Annotated in this window: 10 protein-coding genes and 1 pseudogene; 6 read left to right on the top strand and 5 right to left on the bottom strand. The window is 73.9% G+C overall.

Going from position 1 to position 19651, the window contains the following annotated elements:
- Window positions 1-3 precede the first annotated feature (3 nt).
- Window positions 4-1614, top strand: coding sequence for a peptide-N4-asparagine amidase (locus tag ACWCV9_RS14930; RefSeq protein ID WP_450786777.1), 1611 nt, complete (start codon window positions 4-6; stop codon window positions 1612-1614).
- Window positions 1615-1685: 71 nt separating this feature from the next.
- Here ACWCV9_RS14930 and ACWCV9_RS14925 read toward each other — a convergent pair whose 3' ends face one another.
- On the bottom strand, window positions 1686-2135 hold the full coding sequence (locus ACWCV9_RS14925) for a MarR family winged helix-turn-helix transcriptional regulator (RefSeq protein WP_450786775.1): 450 nt from the start codon (window positions 2133-2135) through the stop codon (window positions 1686-1688).
- 115 nt (window positions 2136-2250) lie between these two features.
- Here ACWCV9_RS14925 and ACWCV9_RS14920 point away from each other — a divergent pair, with 115 nt between their 5' ends.
- Both ACWCV9_RS14920 and mltG read left to right on the top strand, forming a co-directional pair.
- Window positions 2251-4059 (top strand): ABC transporter ATP-binding protein, encoded by a 1809-nt coding sequence (locus ACWCV9_RS14920; protein ID WP_450786773.1) that lies wholly within the window; start codon window positions 2251-2253, stop codon window positions 4057-4059.
- A 94-nt stretch (window positions 4060-4153) separates the two neighbouring features.
- The gene (mltG, locus tag ACWCV9_RS14915; protein WP_450786771.1) at window positions 4154-5050 is read left to right on the top strand and encodes an endolytic transglycosylase MltG; all 897 of its coding nucleotides are present in this window, start codon (window positions 4154-4156) and stop codon (window positions 5048-5050) included.
- Window positions 5051-5062: 12 nt separating this feature from the next.
- Here the strand turns inward: mltG and ACWCV9_RS14910 are convergent, their stop codons facing one another.
- Complete coding sequence (locus ACWCV9_RS14910) at window positions 5063-6142, bottom strand: FAD-dependent oxidoreductase (protein WP_450786769.1); 1080 nt, start codon at window positions 6140-6142, stop codon at window positions 5063-5065.
- A 266-nt stretch (window positions 6143-6408) separates the two neighbouring features.
- Between ACWCV9_RS14910 and ACWCV9_RS14905 the strand changes: the two genes are divergently transcribed.
- The 3 genes from ACWCV9_RS14905 (at window position 6409) to ACWCV9_RS14895 (ending at window position 8469) form a co-directional block, all read left to right on the top strand.
- Window positions 6409-6816 carry a (2Fe-2S) ferredoxin domain-containing protein gene (locus ACWCV9_RS14905; RefSeq protein WP_450786767.1) on the top strand — a complete coding sequence of 136 codons (408 nt, stop codon included), beginning with the start codon at window positions 6409-6411 and terminating at the stop codon, window positions 6814-6816.
- Window positions 6817-7027: 211 nt separating this feature from the next.
- A complete protein-coding gene (locus ACWCV9_RS14900; RefSeq protein WP_450786904.1) occupies window positions 7028-7762 on the top strand; it encodes an alpha/beta hydrolase in 735 nt (244 codons plus the stop codon).
- A 284-nt stretch (window positions 7763-8046) separates the two neighbouring features.
- Window positions 8047-8469, top strand: a complete 423-nt coding sequence (locus ACWCV9_RS14895; RefSeq protein ID WP_450786765.1) for a secondary thiamine-phosphate synthase enzyme YjbQ — start codon at window positions 8047-8049, stop codon at window positions 8467-8469.
- A gap of 38 nt (window positions 8470-8507) precedes the next feature.
- On the opposite strand, the gene ACWCV9_RS14890 is transcribed toward ACWCV9_RS14895, so the two are convergent.
- The 3 genes and pseudogenes from ACWCV9_RS14890 to ACWCV9_RS14880 all read right to left on the bottom strand — a co-directional run bounded on the left by ACWCV9_RS14890 (window position 8508) and on the right by ACWCV9_RS14880 (window position 19649).
- Window positions 8508-13907, bottom strand: coding sequence for a sacsin N-terminal ATP-binding-like domain-containing protein (locus ACWCV9_RS14890; RefSeq protein WP_450786763.1), 5400 nt, complete (start codon window positions 13905-13907; stop codon window positions 8508-8510).
- A 137-nt stretch (window positions 13908-14044) separates the two neighbouring features.
- Window positions 14045-15816: pseudogene (locus ACWCV9_RS14885) on the bottom strand (hypothetical protein).
- Window positions 15813-19649: a DUF5682 family protein gene (locus ACWCV9_RS14880; RefSeq protein WP_450786761.1), complete on the bottom strand. Its 3837-nt coding sequence runs from the start codon at window positions 19647-19649 to the stop codon at window positions 15813-15815. Before ACWCV9_RS14880 ends, ACWCV9_RS14885 begins: the two are co-directional and overlap by 4 nt.
- Between the last annotated feature and the right edge of the window lie 2 nt (window positions 19650-19651).

Raw genomic sequence — 19651 nt, 5'->3', positions numbered from 1 at the left:
GGCATGAAGAGACGGATAGTCATGTCCATGCTCACGGGGGCGATCCTCCTGCTGAGCGCGTTCCTCGGCGCGGGGGCGGGAACCGCCCAAGCCGCCGACGTGCCCGCCGAGTTCGGCACCGACTGGCACGACCCGGTGACGGCGGCACCACCCGTCGAGCGCCCCCACGCCACGTCGTGCCAGGTCACGCTCGCCGACGCCCAGTTCCGTGATTTCACCCCCTACCGGAGTGCCTACACCCCGCCGCAGGGCTGCGGCGACCAGTGGAGCAAGGTCGTCCTGCGCCTGGACGGCAAGGTGAAGGGGCGACAGTACGACCGGCTCGGCTATCTGCACGTCGGCGGGGTCGAGATCCTGCGCACCTCCACCCCGGAGCCCTCGCCCGACGGCATCGAGTGGCATGTCGAGAAGGACGTCACCCGTTACAGCGACACCTTCCGCAGCCCGCAGGACGTCGAGATGCTGATCGGCAACGTCGTGAACGACACCTACACCGGTGTCATCGACGTGCATGTCACCCTGACCTTCTACGCGGGCCGTCCCGCCGAGCGGACCCCCGACCGCGTCCTGACCCTCGCCGGCGCTCCCGGCGGCACCACCCTCACCACCCCGCGCAACAGCGAGCGGATCGTCGCCGAGGTGTACGCCACCGGATCGGGCGGCGGCTGTGAGGAGTTCTGGTATCTGACCGTGGCCGACCCGGCGTCGTACTCCTGCAAGGCCGACCACGGGCCCTACCGCGAGGTGCAGATCACGGTCGACGGCCGGCTCGCCGGGATCGCCGCGCCGTACCCCCACGTCTGGACCGGCGGCTGGTCCAATCCCTTCCTCTGGTACGTCGTCCCGGCCCCGCACGCCTTCGACGTCCGGCCGATCCAGTACGACCTGACGCCGTTCGCCGCGCTGCTCGACGACGGCCGGCCGCACCGCGTCGAGGTCTCCGTGGCCGGTGTCCCGGCGGGGCAGTCCGGCTGGAGCACCCCGGTGAACGTGCTGGTCTGGCAGGACGCCCACCGCGACCGGCTCACCGGCGCCGTCACCGAGGACACGGCGACCGATCTCGCCAACTCCTCCGTCTACACGCCGGGTACGGAGAACCGCGTGGACACCCGGGCGGGGCACCGGCTCACCGTCTCCGGCTACCTCGACACCTCGCACGGACGCGTGACCACCACCGTCACCCGGACGCTCGGCAACACCTCCGCGCACCGCTGGACCGACGGCGAGAACACGGACGGGCTCGACGCGACCTGGACCGACGACGAGACGGTCACCGTCGCGGGGCACGGTCCCGCGCGGACGACGCACACGCAGCGGACGTACGCCATGAACGGCGCCACGACCCTCGGCACCGACAACCGGCTGCGCACCGTGCTGACCCTCGGCGACCGCGCCTCGGTCACCCAGGAGCGCGACGGGCACCGCACGGCGTGGTCCCGGCTCGACGACACCTACCGCGGCGACGCCGCGTACACGCTCGACGTCCCACGCGACCAGCGGCACGCGGTCGGCACATCGACCGAGCGCTATCGGCTGTACGGCTCCGACGGCTGCTACGACCGGTCGCTGACGTCGGTCCAGGGGGTGCTGACGGAGGATCGCAACCGCTGCTGAGGCGACAGGGGTGCGCGGCGGCTGGGGCCGGAGCAGGCCACAGCCGCCCCCCCGGCCGCACGCCCCGGCTGTCAGCAGCGCTTGGCCGTCTCCCCGTCGATCAGCGTGTCCAGCAGCACGCCCAGCACCTCGCGCTCCTTCTCGGTCAGCGGGGCGAGTATCTCCTCGGCCGCCGAGTGGCGGGCGCCGCGCAGCTCGCGCAGGGTCGCGCGGCCCTCGTCCGTCAGCTCGATCCGGGTCACGCGCCGGTTGGCCGGGTCAGCCACCCGGCGCACCTTGCCGCTCGCCTCCAGCCCGTCGACCAGCGTCGTCACCGCACGGGGCACCACTTCCAGGCGCTCGGCGAGATCGGCCATGCGCGGGGGTGAGCCGTAGTGCGCGAGGGTGCGCAGCAGCCGGGACTGGGCCGGGGTGACACCCAGCGCGCGCTGCTCCAGATGGCGCTTCTGGATGCGATGCACCCGGCGGGTGAGCCGCAGCAACTGCTCCGCGAGCAGGCCCTCGGGATCGGGGGAGGTCATGCGGGAACAATATCAGGATGCCGTTCATTGTGAGTATAGGTAACAATGAGCTACGATCCGTTCCGTCATCGTCGGCCGATCCCTGACCGGCGCCTGCCGACCTCCGTAGGAGCCCATGCATCCCGACCGTGAACCCTCCTGGACCCCGCCTGCCGACGCCAGGGAACAGCCGCGGCAGGTGCGCCGCATCCTGAAGCTCTTCCGTCCCTACCGTGGACGGCTCGCGATCGTCGGCCTGCTGGTCGGCGCCTCCTCGCTGGTCTCGGTGGCCACACCGTTCCTGCTGCGGGAGACCCTCGACGTCGCGATCCCGCAAGGCCGCACCGGTCTGCTGAGCCTGCTCGCGCTGGGCATGATCCTCAGCGCGGTCCTGTCCAGCGTCTTCGGTGTGCTCCAGACGCTGATCTCGACCACCGTCGGCCAGCGCGTCATGCACGACCTGCGCACCGCCGTCTACGGCCGGTTGCAGCGCATGTCGCTCGCCTTCTTCACCCGCACCCGCACCGGTGAGGTGCAGTCCCGCATCGCCAACGACATCGGCGGCATGCAGGCGACGGTCACCTCCACCGCCACCTCCCTGGTCTCCAACGTCACCAGCGTCGTCGCCACGATCGTCGCGATGGTGGCCCTCGACTGGCGGCTGACCGTCGTCTCGCTGCTTCTGCTGCCGGCGTTCGTCTGGATCAGCCGGCGGGTCGGCAACGAACGCAAGAAGATCACCACCCAGCGGCAGAAGCAGATGGCCGCGATGGCCGCCACCGTCACCGAGTCGCTGTCGGTCAGCGGCATCCTCCTCGGCCGCACCATGGGCCGCTCCGACTCGCTGACCACGTCCTTCGCCGAGGAGTCCGAGCGCCTGGTCGACCTCGAGGTGAGAGCGAACATGGCCGGCCGCTGGCGCATGGCCGTGATCACGATCGTCATGGCCGCGATGCCCGCCGTCATCTACTGGACCGCGGGCCTCGCCCTCCAGCTCGGCGGCCCGAAGGTCTCCCTCGGCACCATCGTCGCCTTCGTCTCGCTCCAGCAGGGCCTGTTCCGCCCGGCCGTGAGCCTCCTCGCGACCGGCGTCCAGATCCAGACCTCGCTCGCGCTCTTCCAGCGCATCTTCGAGTATCTGGACCTGCCGATCGACATCACCGAGCGCGAGCGGCCCGTCCGCCTCGACCGGATCAAGGGCGAAATCCGCTTCGAGGACGTGGAGTTCCGCTACGACAGCGACGACAGGACGCGCCCGGTCCTGGCCGGCATCGACGTCACCGTCCCGGCCGGCGACAGTCTCGCCGTCGTCGGACCGACCGGCGCCGGCAAGTCCACCCTCGGCTATCTGGTGCCGCGGCTCTACGACGTCACCGGCGGCCGGGTCACCCTGGACGGCGTCGACGTCCGCGACCTCGACTTCGACACCCTCGCGCGCGCGGTCGGCGTGGTCTCCCAGGAGACGTACCTCTTCCACGCCTCGGTCGCCGAGAACCTGCGCTTCGCCAAGCCGGACGCCACCGACGAGGAGCTGTACGCGGCGGCGAAGGCGGCCCAGATACACGACCACATAGCCGCACTGCCGGACGGCTACGACACGGTCGTCGGCGAACGCGGCCACCGCTTCTCCGGGGGCGAGAAGCAGCGCCTCGCCATAGCCCGCACCATCCTGCGCGACCCGCCGGTCCTCATCCTCGACGAGGCGACCAGCGCGCTCGACACCCGGACCGAGGCCGCCGTGCAGGAGGCCATCGACGCCCTGTCGGCGAACCGGACGACGATCACCATCGCCCACCGTCTGTCCACCGTCCGCGGCGCCGACCAGATCGTGGTCCTGGACTCCGGGCGGGTCGCCGAACGCGGCACCCACGAGGAACTGCTGGAGCGCGACGGGCGGTACGCGGCCCTGGTGCGCCGGGACGCCCAGCTGGAGCCGACGAGCTGACGCGGGGGCGGCGATCCGCCGGCCAAGCAGACGCTACCGCCGACAAACTGAATATATGCCGGGTTTGTAGTGATATGCGTATTACCGTGCCTGCATGCAGCTGAACTCTCCGCCACGGAACACGATCCGACTGACCCGCCGGGGCAGGCTCGTCCTCGTCGTGGCCGGCGCCGTCGTGGCCGGCACCGCCGTGGCGGTGCCGCTGCTGACCCTGGGGGGCGCGCGCGAGGAGCCCAAGCCCACCATGCTGGTCATCCCGGAGGGCTGGCGCGCGGGCCAGGTGTACGAGGCCGTCGACCGCGCCCTGGAGCTGCCCCCCGGCAGCACCCGCAAGGCCGTCGGCAGGGCCGGCCTGAAGCTGCCGAACGACGCCGGGGGCAACCCCGAGGGCTATCTCTTCCCGGCGACCTATCCCATCCGGAAGGGGGCGACCCCCGAGTCCGTGCTGCGGTTCATGGTCGACACCGCCAACCGGAAGTTCAACGGCCCGACGCTGACGGCCGGTTCGCAGCGCCACACCATGAGTCTCTACCAGGCCGTCACCATCGCCAGCATCGTCCAGGCCGAGGCCGCGACCAAGGCCGACATGGGCAAGGTCGCCCGGGTGGTCTTCAACCGGCTGGAGCGTGGAATGCCGCTCCAGATGGACTCCACCGTCAACTACGCGCTGAACCGCAGCACCGTCCGCACCAGCCAGGACGACACCCGGATCGAGAGCCCGTACAACTCCTACCAGCGCATGGGCCTGCCGCCGACGCCGATCGACAATCCCGGCGAGGAGGCGATGCGCGCCGCGGTCAACCCGACGCCGGGCGACTGGCTGTACTTCGTCACCGTCAAACCCGGGGACACCCGCTTCACCGCCGACTACCCGGCGCACATGCGCAACGTGGCCGAGTTCAACGCCCTCCACCAGGGGACGGGCCAGACGCAGTCACCGAGCGGCGGTCCGCAGCGGTCCCCGGTCGCCGCACAGGACGCGGGCCGCTGAACCGGCGGGACGTCACGCGGCGACGGCCTCCTCCCCGGCCAGCAGCCGCCGGATGTCCCGTACGGCCGCCCTCCCGGCCCTGTTCGCGCCGATGGTGCTGGCCGAGGGGCCGTACCCGACCAGATGGATCCGTGGATCGGCCGTCACCCGGGTCCCCGTCATCCGGATCCCGCCGCCCGGCCCGCGCAGCCGCAACGGCGTGAGATGGTCGAGCGCGGCCCGGAACCCGGTCGCCCAGAGGATCACATCGGCGTCCACCCGCCGGCCGTCGTCCCAGGCCACCCCGTCCGGGGTGATCCGGTCGAACATCGGCTGCCGGTCCAGCACCCCGTCCGCGAGCCCCTGCCGGACGGCGTCGTTCAGTGGCAGCCCGGTGACCGAGACGACGCTGCGCGGTGGCAGCCCCTGGCGCACCCGTTCCTCCACCAGCGCGACCGCGGCGCGGCCCGCCTCCTGGTCGAAGGGCCCGGCACGGAACACCGGAGGCCGCCGGGTCACCCAGGTCGTGGCGGCGGCGAACGGGGCCAGCTCCAGCAGGTGCTGGGTGCCCGAGGCACCACCGCCCACCACCACGACCCGCAGCCCCGCGAACTCCTCGGGCCCCGCGTACTGCGCGGTGTGCAACTGCCGTCCGCGGAAGGTCTCCTGCCCCGGATAGCGCGGCCAGAACGGACGGTCCCAGGTGCCGGTCGCGTTGATCAGCGCCCGCGTCGACCACACGCCGTCCGAGGTCTCCACACGCAGCCGTCCCGCGTCGCCCTCGCGCACCGCCCGCACATCGACGGGGCGCCGTACCCGCAGATCGAAGACGCGCTCGTACCGGTCGAAGTACTCCCCGATCACCTCCGCCGACGGCCGCGCCGGATCGGCGTCCGTCAGCTCCATGCCGGGCAGCGCGTGCATGCCGTGCACCTTGCCGTACGTCAGCGAGGGCCACCGGAACTGCCAGGCGCCGCCCGGCCGGGGAGAGTGGTCGAGCACCACGATGTCGCGGCCGGGCTCGAAACCGGTGCGCCGCAGATGATAGGCGGCCGCCAGCCCCGCCTGACCGGCGCCGATGACCACAACCTCGACCTCGCGTGATTCGTTCACGCTTCTACTAACCGGGTGCCGGCCCCGGATCTTCCCGCTGCCGCGCCGCTCCGCTGCCTGACCATCCGGGACCCGGTCGCACCCGCCCCCTGCCCCTCGGTGTCGCAGGTCACGAAGGCTCCACTGTTATCGTCGGACCCAACGGCCCGCGTCTGTCGGCCGATGGGATGTCTCAAGGGGGGATCAGTGACGACCGCAGAGCAGCGGTCCGCCGTTTCCGGCGTCATACGTCCGACCGGCGCCGCGGCCCGGGCCGGTGCCGCCCGGTGAGCCGCCGAGCACGCAAGGCCGCCCCCACCACCACGGGACCGGCCCGCTGTACCGTCACCGTCTGCCGCGGCTGCTGCTGCGGCACCGCGAAGATCCCCGGCATCGACCACGCCGCTCAGCTGGCCGGGCTGCGCCACGCGCTCGACGGCCTCGCGCAGGTGCGGGTGACCGACTGCCTGGACGCCTGTGAGCAGGCGAACGTCATCGTCGTCCAGCCCTCCGCCGCCGGCCGGGTGGCCGGCGGGCGCCCGGTATGGCTGGGCCTGGTCAACGACCCCGACGCCGCCGACGACATCGCCACCTGGATCGCAGCCGGCGGCCCCGGTCTCGCCGAGCCGCCCGGTGTGCTCGACCTGTACGCGTTCACCCCCTCCCGCCGCATCCGCCGAGGCGTCGACGGCTGACGTCACAGGTCGAAGGGCTTGCGTGACCGGTGCTCAGCGAAAAGCCGTTGGCGGGGTCACGGTGGCCGCTGCTACGCTCCGGGAGGCCGTGCAAGAGAGCGAGGAGGTGGTACCCGTGAACGTATCGACATGGGTGCTCCCCTCCGGGGTCACGGTCGGGCGATAGGTCGTCCGGGAGCGCCGTTCCATGGCACTCCCGAAAGGCACGACCATGCACTTCACTTCTGCACGGCGTCTCGACGACGCTGTCCTCGAACGCGAATTCACCCTCGGCGAGATCCCCGGCATCCTGTGGACGCCCGCATCCGCATCCGCACCGATGCCGCTGATCCTGCTCAGCCCCCCTCCTCTCGGGCTGCGCACGGCGTACCCCCGGCTGGCGGCCCGGGCCCGGCACTCCGCGGCGGACGGCTTCGCCACGGCCACCATCGAGCTCCCCGGAAGCGGCGACCGGCCCCGTCTGCCCGGCGCCGAGCAGGCTCGCGCCGATCTGCGCCGGGCTGTTGAGGCCGGTGAGCCGGTCAGCGACGAGATCATCGACGCCCTCATCCTCCCGCTGGTCGACAAGGCGGTCCCGGAATGGCAGGCCGCCCTGGACGCCCTGCTGGCGCTGCCCGAAATCGGGGGTCCGGTCGGGTACTCGGGGGGAGTGATCTCCATCGGAGCCCGGTTGGCGGTGGTCGAGCCGCGCATCTCGGCCGCTGTTCTGTTCGCCGGGAGTCTCGTCCCTCGCGCCATGTTCGAGGAGGCCCGCCAGGTCACCATTCCGCTGCACGTCCTGTTGCAGTGGGACGACGAGGGCAACGACCGGCAGGCGGCCCTGGACCTGTTCGACTCCTTCGGCTCCAAGGAGAAGACGCTGCACGCAAATATGGGCGGCCACACCGGCGTCCCGCAGTTCGCGGCGGATGCCGCGGCCCAGTTCTTCACCCGACACCTGAAGTGAGGGCCGGCCGTCCGGCCACCGGCGGACGGTAGCCGTGCCGGCCCATGGGTCGACGCCGAGCCGGGCCTCGCCGCCGGAGAGGGTGCGTCAGGCGCCCGTCCGGTGGCCGAGCCCGGCCTCGGCCAACACCCGCTCTGCGACGGAGCGTTCGGGCTTGTACCTTCTTCCAGGGCGCTGGCCGGGGCACCGGAAAGGCCACCCCGCATCTCGCTCCGTGGACCGCCGGTATCAGAACCGGCCGTGCCGGGGAGTGTGAATCCCGGTCCATGGGCCAGGATGACCTCATGCCAGATGCCTTCACCACCCGGACGCTGAACGTCTCCACCGGTACGCGGGAGCGCGTCGTCGACCTCACCCAGGACTGCGAGGACTTCCTGCGGGAGGCGGCGGCCGGCCGCGACGGCCTGCTGAACATCTTCGTCCCGCACGCCACCGCCGGGATCGCGGTCATCGAGACCGGTGCCGGCAGCGACGACGACCTCCTCGCCGCCCTGCACAGCCTGCTGCCCGCCGACGACCGCTGGCAGCACCGGCACGGCAGCCCCGGGCACGGCCGCGACCATGTCCTGCCGGCCATCGTCCCGCCGCACGCGACCCTTCCTGTCATCGCCGGCCGGCTGGAACTCGGCACCTGGCAGTCCGTCTGCCTGGTGGACACCAACAAGGACAACCCGGACCGCACGGTGCGGCTGAGCTTCCTCGGCTGACCGAGCCGATCGTGGTGGGCGGAGGGACCGGCCGCGCCTCACAGCCGATAGGCGAAGCGGAGCGCGCCGCCCTCCTCGCGGTAGAGCCCGCGGCCGCGCTCGCTGAACGGGTTCGGCAGCATGCGCACCTGTCGGTGTTCCGCGTCCAGCACCGAGGTGACCACCAGGATCCGCCAGCGGTCACTGCCGGCGTACTTCTGCGCCGCCCGTACCTCGGTTTCGCCGAGCTCGATCTGCCCGCCCGGCCCCTGGGTGGCCTTGACCTCGTACAGCCGCGGACTCCTGCCGGAGCCGACCGTGAAGTCGTAGCCGAGGCTGTCGTCGCCAGGGCCGGGGAAGACGTGAGCCCGGTTGCCGGAGACCCAGCTCGTCTCGTCGGTCGCCCGGTCCTGTTCGCGAAGCCATTGGTATGCGTACCACTCGCCGACGAAGCCGATCGCCGAGCGCTGGGCCGACGACAGTCCGCGTTCTGCTACGACGCGCACGCCTGGCCGTTCAGCCGAGGGGCCGGCCGTCCTCCGGGGCGGGAGCGGCTTCAGTGCGGCCCAGCGCCATCGGGGGCTGCCGTGGAGAGGCGGGCCGGATTCCAGAGTGCGGCGCAACTCCGCGGCCAGTTCGGAGAAGTCGCCGGACTCGATGTCGAAGTCCCGTTCGCCGAGGGAGACGATCCGCTTGCGCTTGGCCCGTTCGGTGCGGGCCCGCTCCGCGGCGTTCCGTGCTCGGTCCAGCTCGGCCGGGGTGAGCCCGTGCACCCGGGGCTCCGAGGAGGCGTCCATGCCCGCCGGCCACTGTCCCAGGGCCGCGAGCCAGCCGACGACATCGTCCGCCGAGAGTTCACGGAAGTCGAGCGCGCCCGCCTCGTCCAGCAGGGCGGTGATCTCCTCCGCGGCGGCCGCCTTCGCCAGCGCCGCGGGCAGCGGCTGTTTCGCGGCGTTGACCAGGGCGACCAGGTCGGGTGCCGCCTTGGCTATGACGGCGTGGTTGTGGCTGCGCACCCTGTCCATGGCGGCAAGCCGTTCGCCCTTGGCCGGGGCGGGCGCCCCCAGCCGGGTGGTGAGTGCCTCTTCGACGAGGTCCCGCAGGAGGCCGTCGTCGGCGGTGTCGACGGTGAGCGCCCACTCCTGCGGAGCCGTGATCCATTTCAGGGAGCGGAGGGCGGGCCAGTCGGCGATGGGCCTGCGGTGGTCGAACTCCTCCCGACGGGCCCAGCGCAGCCGGTCGATGAGGACGCCGCGACCGAAGTCCACGTACCGGCGTACGGCCTCGTCGTGGGCCTCGGCGTGGCTGATCGGGCGGTACCGGGGCGCGAGCCCCGCCAGGGTGCGGTTCAGGTCCGCGAAGTCGACCTCGGCCACGTCCCGGAGGCCGTCGATGTCCCGCGCGTCGCGCGCGGCCTCGATGAGCTGCGCGGCGGGCAGGGGAAGGGCGCCCTCGTACGGTTCCAGGCGGGCGAGGAACTCCCGGGCGTCGGCCGGAGCAGGGTCCGTCAGCTCCCTGGCCCTGCCGGCGCCGAGCGCGTGGACGAGGAAGGGGTGGCAGCGCTCCAGCACTCCCGCCAGGGAGCCGTCGAGGCGGTGAGCGGTCTCCCCGACCTGGTCGACGGAGAAGTCGAGCGCCGCCGCGAGCTGCCGCTCGGTCGGCTCGTCGAGGGACGCGAGCCACCGCTCCAGTTCGCGGGCGGCGAGCTTGAGCGGGACGGCGTACGTCGGACGGTCCAGGACCTGGCTGACCGCGTAGCCGGTCCGGGCCACGAAGTCCCAGGAAAGGGGCAGGTCCGGGGTGAGGACCAGCGGGTGCGAGGGGTCGGGCAGGGGCAGCATGCCGTCCTGCCGTTCCGGGAGTTCCACGTCCGCCCCGTCGAGGGTGATCTTCAGCGAGAGGTAGCGGTGGACGCGGACGCGGCGGACGGCGGCGACGAGTTCGGTCAGCTCGGCATCGGTCGGACGGCCGCCCCGGGGCGGATGGTCGGCCAGCACGCCCACCGCGAGCGGGAGCCACGGCAGCTCGTCGACGAGCGGCGTGCCGAGCCCTTCGGTCGTGCCGGAGGCTCCGACGACGGTGGTCCCCGAGGTGCTGACGATTTCGACCGACAGATCGGCGTCGTCGGCGTGCCGTATCGCGTCCGGGCAGCGCCGGCGCAGGATGCGGGCGACGTCAGCCGCCGCCCCCGGCACCACGAGCAGCGGAAGTGTGAGCTCTCCGGCCAGGCGTGCCTTCAGGCTGTCCCGATCCCCGGTGACGTACAGCCGGACCGAGCCGTCGAGGAGCGTGGCGAAGTCGACCGCGATGAGCTGCTTGCCCCGCTCCGCGAGCAGGGCCGAGCCGATGAGCGGCTCGATGGAGGACGCCTCTGCGGCCAGGTTCTGCCAGGCGCGCTCGTTCGCCCGCTGAAGGGCGGCCCGGTCCCCGTCGTCCACGGCGTCCGTCTTCACCAGCTCGCCCAGCGTGGCGATGAGCCGGGCGCTGTCCCGGGGGTCGCCCCAGGTCGGCAGCCCGGCGTCGCGCAGCCGTCGCAGGACCTGATCGTCGTCCAGCAGGGGGCGGAGCTGGCGCAGCACGGTCGGGGCGAAGACCGGCTCCTGCTCCAGGTTCGCGGGGGCATGCCATGCCTCGTCCGGCCGTACGAAGCGGACGCTGCCGCCACGGCCACGCACCGGGAGCCAGCGCTGACCGCGGACGAAGGCGGACAGGGGAGTCGGGACCTGCTGGTGATCCTGGTTACCCCTCCGGTCCCGGTGCCAGACGCTGGTGAGGTGCTTGTGCTGCCACTGGGCCAGGCCGTGCAGGACCAGGCGTGCATAGGCGATCCGGCCCGGTTCGCTCAGCCTCCCGGCGACGTCCTGGCCCGGCAGCCGGAACGCGGCGGTTCCGACGTACGGGGTGTACCGATGAGCGACCCGGCTGTGCGCGCGGTCGATGAACGGCCGCCACTGATCGGCGACCACGTCGGACACCTTCGCCATGCTGATCAGGTTGCTCGTGGTGAGCATGCCACCCTCGGCCTGCGTCTCCGCGCCGGCGGACACCACGGGCAGCAGCCCGTCGGTGACGCCGAGATCGCTGAGGAACTCCCGCCACTCCTCCTGGGTTTCGCCCCGCCGCAGGAAGTCCTCGGGCGGCGCCAGGAGCCGCTCCGCCATGAAGCGGAGGCCGGGCGAGGACTCCCGCCCCTCGGCCACGACGGAGGCGAGCGCGTCACCCTGGGTCCCGGTCCATCCGGCCCCGAACACGGCACCGGCCGCTTTGATGGTGGGGCCCTCGGCGGAGGGAACGTACAGCCCCAGATGGCGCAGTTGCAGCGACTGTGACTGCCTCGACTGGTGGAGGCGGAACACGAAGCGGAGGGCCTGCTCGCGCAGCCGCGCCGAGTTGCTCTCGGTGAGGGCGCGGCGGACGTGGTCGAGCAGGCCGGCGGCGTCGAAACGGCGGACGAGCCGGAAGCGTTCCAGGAAGAGCCGGGCTTCCTGACGCCGTACGTGACCTTCCTCCTCCACCCAGTTCAGTCCCGGGTGCAGATAGAACATGCGCTTCTTCAAGGCGTCGGGCACGGCCAGGGCCTTGTCGCCCGCTGTCTCGCCGCGAGCCGGCTGGAAGAACGCCTCCCGCCTGGCCGCTCTGCGCCGCGAGCCGTCCTTCGTGCCCGTGCTCTGATCGCCGTTGGCCCGCCGGAGCTCCCCGTCGTCCGCCAGCAGCAGCTTCCTGCCCCGCAGTACTCCGCCCTCCTCCTTGAACAGCAGGGCGAGATCGGCGTACACGCCGTTCCAGTGGTCGGCGGGAGCATCGGGAGCGGGCCGCGGCAGCGTTTCCACGATCCGCTCGGCGTGGTCGGCCCGTTGCTGCGCCGAGGGCTCCAAGGGGCACTTGAGGGCCTCGCACAACCTCGCCAGACGCTTCAGGGGCTTGGCCCCGACGGCCGGATCGGCCACGGCGATGCCCACCGCCCCGGCCGCCTCGGCGGTGAGCACCGACAGCCTGAGGTCGGGCCAGAGCACGGAATCGCGGGGCGTGCCCCAGGAGCTGTGCGCAGCCCCGCGGTCCAGGAGCGGTACGACGGGAACGTCCGCGAACTCTACGCCGTGCACCTGCTGCGCCGCTTCGCGCAACAGGTGGTGGTAGCGCGGCTCGTGCTCCCACGTCACAAGGTCGACCGCCGGCCTGCGGTCCGCGGGCCGGGCCCCCTCCCGCAGCATGGCGGCCGCCGCCAGGGAGGTCTCGGCCGCCGCCGCGAACAGCATGCTGTTCAGCGGGTGCTCCCGGTCCAGGGCCGTACGGTCCACCTTCGTGAAGAACGGGGCGTTGAGGTGTCCCCGCAGGGGCGCGCCGGCGTCCTCGCCCAGGGGGAGGAAGGTGTAGATCCGGCCACCTCGCAGCGACTCGGCGCCGTCGAGGGGCAACGCCATCTCGACGACAGCCGGTTCCTTCCAGTCGCCCCACGAGTCGTCCAGCTGCCCGAGCTCGGTCGCCGCCTCGAGCGTGGCACGCCGACGCGCCTCGGGGACCTCGCCCCTGGCCACCAGGTACGCGCCCAGGGAGCCGAGATCGACACGGGCAAGGGAGACGACCGGAACGCACGGCGCCGCACCGGCGAGCACGCCGTGCCCCTCGGGCTGGTCCCCGGCGAGCGCCAAGGGGGCTTCCCGCCGGGTGAGTTCCGTACGGCGGGGGCCTTCGCCTCCGCGCCGTTCGATGACCAGTCGGTCGAGCCGGTCCAGGAACAGCATCACGGGAGCCTTCGCGGCGCCCAGCTCGTCGAGGCGGCGGACGGCCGCACGCCGGGAGGCCTCGTTGCGCAGCGGGATCCTGATGACCGTCACATGACCGTCGGCGGCCAGCTCCTTGCACGTCGGGGGCACGTCGGAGAGGGGGAAGGGGACCTGGAAGGGCGGGAGTTCCTCCTCCGCCCTGCGGACCAGGTCCTCGTCGCGGAGCAGTACCCGCAGGTCGTCCCCCACCGCGAACCGGAAGCAGTACCCGTCCAGCACGGCCGGACCCTCTCCGGCCGTGCCGGCGCTGTAGACCTCCGGGGCGTCCGTGATTTCCAGGATGCTGCGGAAGCCGACCCCCTTGTTCCCGATGCCCTCGCCGACGGTCTTCTCACTCCGGGCGAGCTTGCACACGGCCTGGATGCGGGCCCAGGTGAAGGGAGTGCCGCCGTTGGCGACATAGAGCGTGCCGTGCGCCCCTTCGCTCTCGTCGAGCAGTACGTGCACGCTTCCGTCGTTCCGGTCTTTGCTGTGAACGTCGTGGCCGTTCTGGAGCAGTTCCAGGAGGAAGCGTCCGGCGTAGTCGCGCGCGTTGCCGTGCGAGGCCGCGCGCAACTGCTGGGCGGGTTGCCATACCTGCGTGGACTGCCACTCCCTCAGCACGGCCTGCGCGTAGTCCCACAACTCGCGCGCCCACGTGCCGCTCGGGCCGTCCTCGTCCGTCGTACCGGCCATGTCCCCCCGCTTTCATACGATCTCAGGCTGACCGTAGCGCGGGCGTCACCGACGGCGCAGGGCTGCCCGAGAACCGGTCCCCCCATCGGACCGGACCCCTCCCCGCCCGCCTCGGTGACGCCCGTCATGCCGCCCGCTCACTCCGCCTCACCCGACCACGCGGCGACGCACAGCGCCCGGTCCAGCTCCTCGGTGTAGCGGGCCGCCGCCAGCCAGGCCCGGGCGAATCGGTCCGGGTCGGCCGGCAGGAGCCTGCCGAAGACATCGCGGGAGCGCTCGGCCGCCGCCGCGTGCAGCTCCTCGAGCAGCTCGCCCGCCGTCGCGAGCCCGGCCCGCCCGAGGCGCCGTACGTCCGCGGCCGTGTCACCGGGGAAGGAGAGCACGCGCCGGCCGCCCGCCACCGCCTGCTGGACCCGGCGGCGCAGCAGATGGACCGGTGCTTCTTCCGGGGTCGGCACGGTCTGCTGCCGGGCGGTGCCGGTGGCGGGCAGGTCGACGCGCTGGAGGCGGTCCAGGCCCAGGTCGACACGGGCGCCGGGGACGGTCGGATGCTCGGCCGCGAGAAGCAGGGCCCGGGCGTGCGGGGCCGGAGCGAGCCGGGCGACGATCCGCAGCCTGCTGCCCCGGGCGGCGGCCAGCAGCCGCAGATTGTCCCGGTACGCGAGGGCGGGGTCGTCGTGCGCTGCCGTCAGCCGCACCAGGACGCCATCGCACTCGGCGAGCAGACAGGCGCCCGCCGCCTCGCCCGCCGTACCGACGAGTGTGACCTCCAGGAAGAGCAGCCCGGGGCCGCCCGCCTGGGCGCCGGCGATCTGCTCGGTCACCGGAACCGCCCACAGCCGGTCCAGCGGCTCCGCGCGCCAGTCGGCACCCGAGGCCCGGACCGCCCGGACCCCGGCACCCGCGCCGAGCCGCCCGGTGGGCGAGACGGTCGCTCCTGTCACCGCGAGGCCCGCGCGGGACAGTTCGCGGTGGGTCAGTGCCGTGTCGCCGAGCCGCACCGCGCGGTCGGCGGCGCCCGTCGCGCGCCCGGCCCCGCCCGGAGCCACGTCGGACACCTGGTAGAGGCGGCCCCCGGCGTCGGCGGTCCAGGTGACGGCGCCCGCGTGACCGCTCGCGGTGAGGACCGGCTCGGAGAAGAGCCGTACAGCCGCAGCGCGCCGTCCGGGCGGTACGGCTGCCGTGCCGTCCCGCGCAGGACGTCCAGCTCGGCGCCGGTGGCGTGGGGGAGTCGGTGGGCGACCGACAGCACCTCCCGCAGACCCGCCACCAGGTCGGCGAGGCGGAACGCCGGGTCGGCCGAACGCGCCGCGCGGAGCGCGGTGACCACGGAGACGGAGGTGGCGGCGGCCCGGTGCAGCCCGGCGAGCCGTGCGGTGTGCGCGGCCCGCAGCAAGGCGGCCTGGAGCACCGCGCCCGCGCCGTCGGTACCGGCCTCGAGCACGGCGGCCGCGGCGTCGTGCACCGCGCGGGCGGCGGCGGCCTGTGGGGGCGTGGCCGCCGTCTCCGGGGCGGCCGCAGTGTCCTGCGCAGCCGGTGTCGGGGGCGCGTCTTCGGCGGCGGTCGTGGAGTCCTGTCGTACGGCGCCGGTGTCGGCGTCGGCGATCGGGGCCGCCGATGCCACCGCGGCGCGGTGGAGGCAGTCCGGGGCCAGCAGACAGCCGCACCGGATCGCGTCCGCACGCGTCACCGTGGAGCCGGGCGCGTGCAGCACGAGATCCGTCTCGTCGTCGACGGCGAGCCGCACGGTGTCGCCGTCGCGGACCACGGGACGGCCGGCCAGCTTGGCGATGCCCGCGTCCAGGCGCTTGCGCAGCCGGGGCGTGAGCGCGGCGACGAGTTCGGCGGTCACGGACGGGGCGACCGCGGGCAGTCCGGCACCGGTCTGTGGGGTGGCTTCCGGGCTCATGTGATCTTCTCCCCTACCCAGCGGGCGAGTTCGAGCGGGCTGAGCGCGGCGACCGGCATACCCGCGGCGACCAACCGGCCCGCCACCCCCGTGGAGTACCGGGGGCGGCCCGCGTCGTCGAGGCTCGCGCAGCCCAGCACCTGGCAGCCGGCGCCGACCAGCGCCCGCACCTCGGCGAGGAGTCCGCCCAGCGGGTAGCCCTCCTCGAAGTCGCTGACCACCACGACGAGCGTGCGCGAGGGCACGGTGACCAGTTCGCGCGCGTGCCGCAGCCCGGGGGCGATGTGCGTACCGCCGCCCACCCGCACCTCCAGCAGCAGGGAGAGCGGGTCCGCGACATGGTCGGTCAGATCGATCACCTCGGTGGAGAACGCCAGGAAGTGCGTGGACAGGGTGGGCACCCCGGCCAGCACCGACGCGGTGAGCGCCGCCCAGATCGTGGACGCCTCCATGGACCCCGACACATCGGTGACCAGGATCAGCCGCCAGTCGGCCGCGCGCCGCGCGCGGCTGCGGAACACGGGACGCTCCGGTACGACCCGGACCGTGCCGTCCGGCATTCGGCGGGCGGTCGCCAGGTTGGCCCGCAGCGTGCGGGGCAGGTCGAGGCCGCCGCCCGGGCGCCGGCTCGGGCGGGGCAGCGTGGTGCCGTGCAGGGCCGGGCGGAGCCGGGTCGCCAACTCCCGGCCCAGCGCCTCGACCAGGCGCCGGACCAGCGGTCGCAGTGCGGCCAGCCGGGCCTCGGGCAGGCCGCCCGCGTGCCGCAGCACCGAGCGCAACAGGTCCACGGAGGGCCGTACGGCGTCCGGGTCCAGCTCCGCGAACACGTCCTGGCGTCCGGCCGCCGCGGCCGCCGCCAGCACCTCCTCACGGATACCGGGCCCGAACAGCGCGGCCAGTTCCTCCGACCACTCCCGCGCCCCGGGATACGACCTCTCGCGTCCGCCGCCGCGATGGGAGAGGTCCCCGCGGCTGCCCTCGCCCCGGCCGCTGCCGTACAGCTCGTCCAGCGCGGTCGCGAACGGCCGGGCGGACACCGGCAGTCGGTCGCTGCGGCGGCCGAGCACCAGACGCCAGCGGTCGGCCGGGGCGAGCCGCCGCTCGCCGTCCGACGCGGCGGGCGCGGTCCCCGGGGCATCACCGGCGGCCTGCCCCGAGGCTTCCCCCGCGGCTTGCGCAGTGGGTTCGCCCGGGGCTGCGATCGAGGTTCGCTCCCGGTCGACCGCCGCCCTCCCCTCGCCGGTCGCGTCCGCCGAAGCGCCCTTCGCGGGGGCGGCGGGCGGCAGGAGCCCCAGCGCGTCCAGTGCCGCGCGGGCGGCGAGATCGGCTCGGGTCCACCGGGCCAGGGCCGCGGGCGCGACGGCACCCGTTCCGTCCGGACGTACGCCGTCCAGCCGCTGCTCCACGGCGGTCAGCAGCCGCTCCCGGGCAGCCGGGCTGAGCGTGTCGAAGCCGTCGCGCAGCGCCGGGAGCCGGTCCAGGAAATCCTGGTCGGACAGGTCCGACACCCGGTTCAGCAGCGGCTTTACGGCGGGTGCCGCCGACTCCAGCAGCGGTCCGGCCGCGGTCAGCAGACCGGTCAGCCGCGCGCTCAGTGCCGACCGGCCCGCCGGATCGCAGGCGCCGTCCACCCAGGAGGCCACCCGGTCGCCGAACACCCGGGCCTCCTCCTGCCCCAGCAGCACCCGTACGGCCCCGGCGGCGCCGCGCATCAGCGGCGAACCGCCGGCCGCGAGCCGCGCGAGCGCGTCCGTCAGCCGGATGCCACCCTCCCTGTCCGCACGGTGCGCCAGCTCCAGCAGGGCGTGGGCGTCCGCCGGGTCCTCGGAACCGGTGAGCCCGTCGACCTGGCGCACCGCGGCGGCCGTCAGCAGCCCCGCGACGGCCGTCGCCCGCGCCGTACGCGCTCCGTCACTGCCGAGTCCGGCGATGTGCCCGGCACACAGCCGGTCCAAGAGGGCCAGTCCGGCGAGGAGTTCGGGCAGCGTGCCGGAGTCCGGCAGCACCTCGGCGATCTCCTCCAGCCGCTCGTCGGCCAGCGCGGGCAGCCCGCACTCCGCGGCCTCCGCCAGCCCCTGGAGGGACTGCGCCGCGGTGGGCCCGCCCTCGTCCCGCTCCGCGCGCCACCGCTGCCGCAGCACCCCCTCCGCGGCCTGCGCCGGAGTCACCCCGCGCACCGCTGCCGCGGTCAGCATCGCCGCCGTGGCCGGGGTCCAGCGCACCTCCCAGCGGGACGTGAGCGCGTCGGCGCCGCCGGTGCCCGTCACCGCCTTGGGCTCGGCGTACGGCACCGAGCACGCGGTCAGGCGGCGCAGCAGCAGCTCGCGGCGGCGGTCCAGCTCCGAGCGGAGCGGGTCCAGGCGCAGGTCCCGCGCGGTGCCCGGGCCGGACTCGGCGGGGCCCGGCAGCCCCAGCGCGGCCAGCTCCGCCTCGACCGCCGGGGCCAGCCCGCTGCGCGGCGCGTCCGGCGCCGGCCGTCCGGTCCGCGTCCCGACGAGCACCTTCTCCATGGCCCGGGCGACGGCCCGCCCCCGGCCGTGCGGTTCGCCCTGGGCGAGCACCGTCTGCACCGCCTCGACCAGCTCGCCACGGCCCGCCGCGGGCAGCCCCCGCAGCCGCGCCAGATCGCCGGCGACCCGCGCGATCTCGCGCGCGTCGGCGGGACCCGAGGGGTGACCCAGGGCGCGCAACTCGGCGCACACCCGCACGGCGGCCCGGGTCAGCGCCTCCGCCAGCGCGCCGGGATCACCGGCCGCGTCCAGCACCAGGTGCTGCCACTCCGGGTCGCGGATCCCGGCCGGGTAACCGGAGCGCTCGTCCAGCAGCGGATAGCTGTACGGGATGAGCGAGGTCGTCCAGGCCGAGGGGGAGGTCTCCGCCGGGCGGTTCGGTTCGCCCCGGCCGCGTTCCGCTGTCGCCGTGTCCGCCCGGGAGCCCGTCGCCCGAGCCGTCTTTGTGAGTTCCCGCCGAACCTCCCCGGCCGCGGGGACCAGAGCCGGGGCGTGGAAGGCGCCGATCACCAGGGCGGCGCGCTCCCCGCGTGCCGTGGCCGCCGCCAGCCGCGCGCGCATCCACCGTTCCCGGCGCAGATCCAGCTCCGGCACCCCGCCCGCGGCCTCCGCCTCCGCCCGCAGCGCCCATCCGGTCAGCAGTGCGGCGCGCCGCAGCGCCTCCGGCGTGGAACCGGGCGCGGGGGCCTCGACCAGCCGGTCCCACAGATCGTCCCCGGGACGCCCGGTGAGGCGGGCACGCAGTGCGGCGCCGAGCCCGGTCATGCCCGGGCCCATGGCCGTGGAGCCGGTCTCGGATTCCGGCCCGCCGACGGATGCCGGGTCACCTCCCGCCGTATCACCGGGTGTGCCGCGCTCCCCGTCGGCCTCCGTGCCGGACTTCCCGCCCGGCTCCCCACCGGACTCCGCCGGCCCCGCCCACGCCCGGTCCGCCAGCGGCAGATCGCACGCGATCACCGGGACGCCGCGCCGCGCGGCCCAGCGCACCGCCGCGAGTTCCGGAGAGAAGTCGGCGAAGGGATAGAACGCCGGTCCACCGCCCCCGGCCCCGGGTACGGGCGCGGCCGCCAGAGCCACCGGGGCCCGGGTCTCCTCATGGGCGAGCCAGGGCAGCCAGTCCTGCACCTCGGCGGGCAGTTCGACCAGCAGCACATCCGGCCCGGCCGCGTCCAGCAGCGCGGGCACGGCCGCGGCCAGCGACGGAGCATGGTGCCGTACGCCGATGAGGTAGGGACCCGCCGGGTCGGTCAGGGCCGCCACGGCCGCCTCGGGAGGTGCCGGGGCAGCGGTCGTGCCACCGGCGGGAGGGGAGACAGGGGACACGG

It is taken from the genome of Streptomyces sp. NPDC001606 (genome assembly GCF_053596835.1).
Note: the sequence above shows the minus strand (reverse complement) of the source record. Positions and strands in the feature narration are given on the sequence as shown.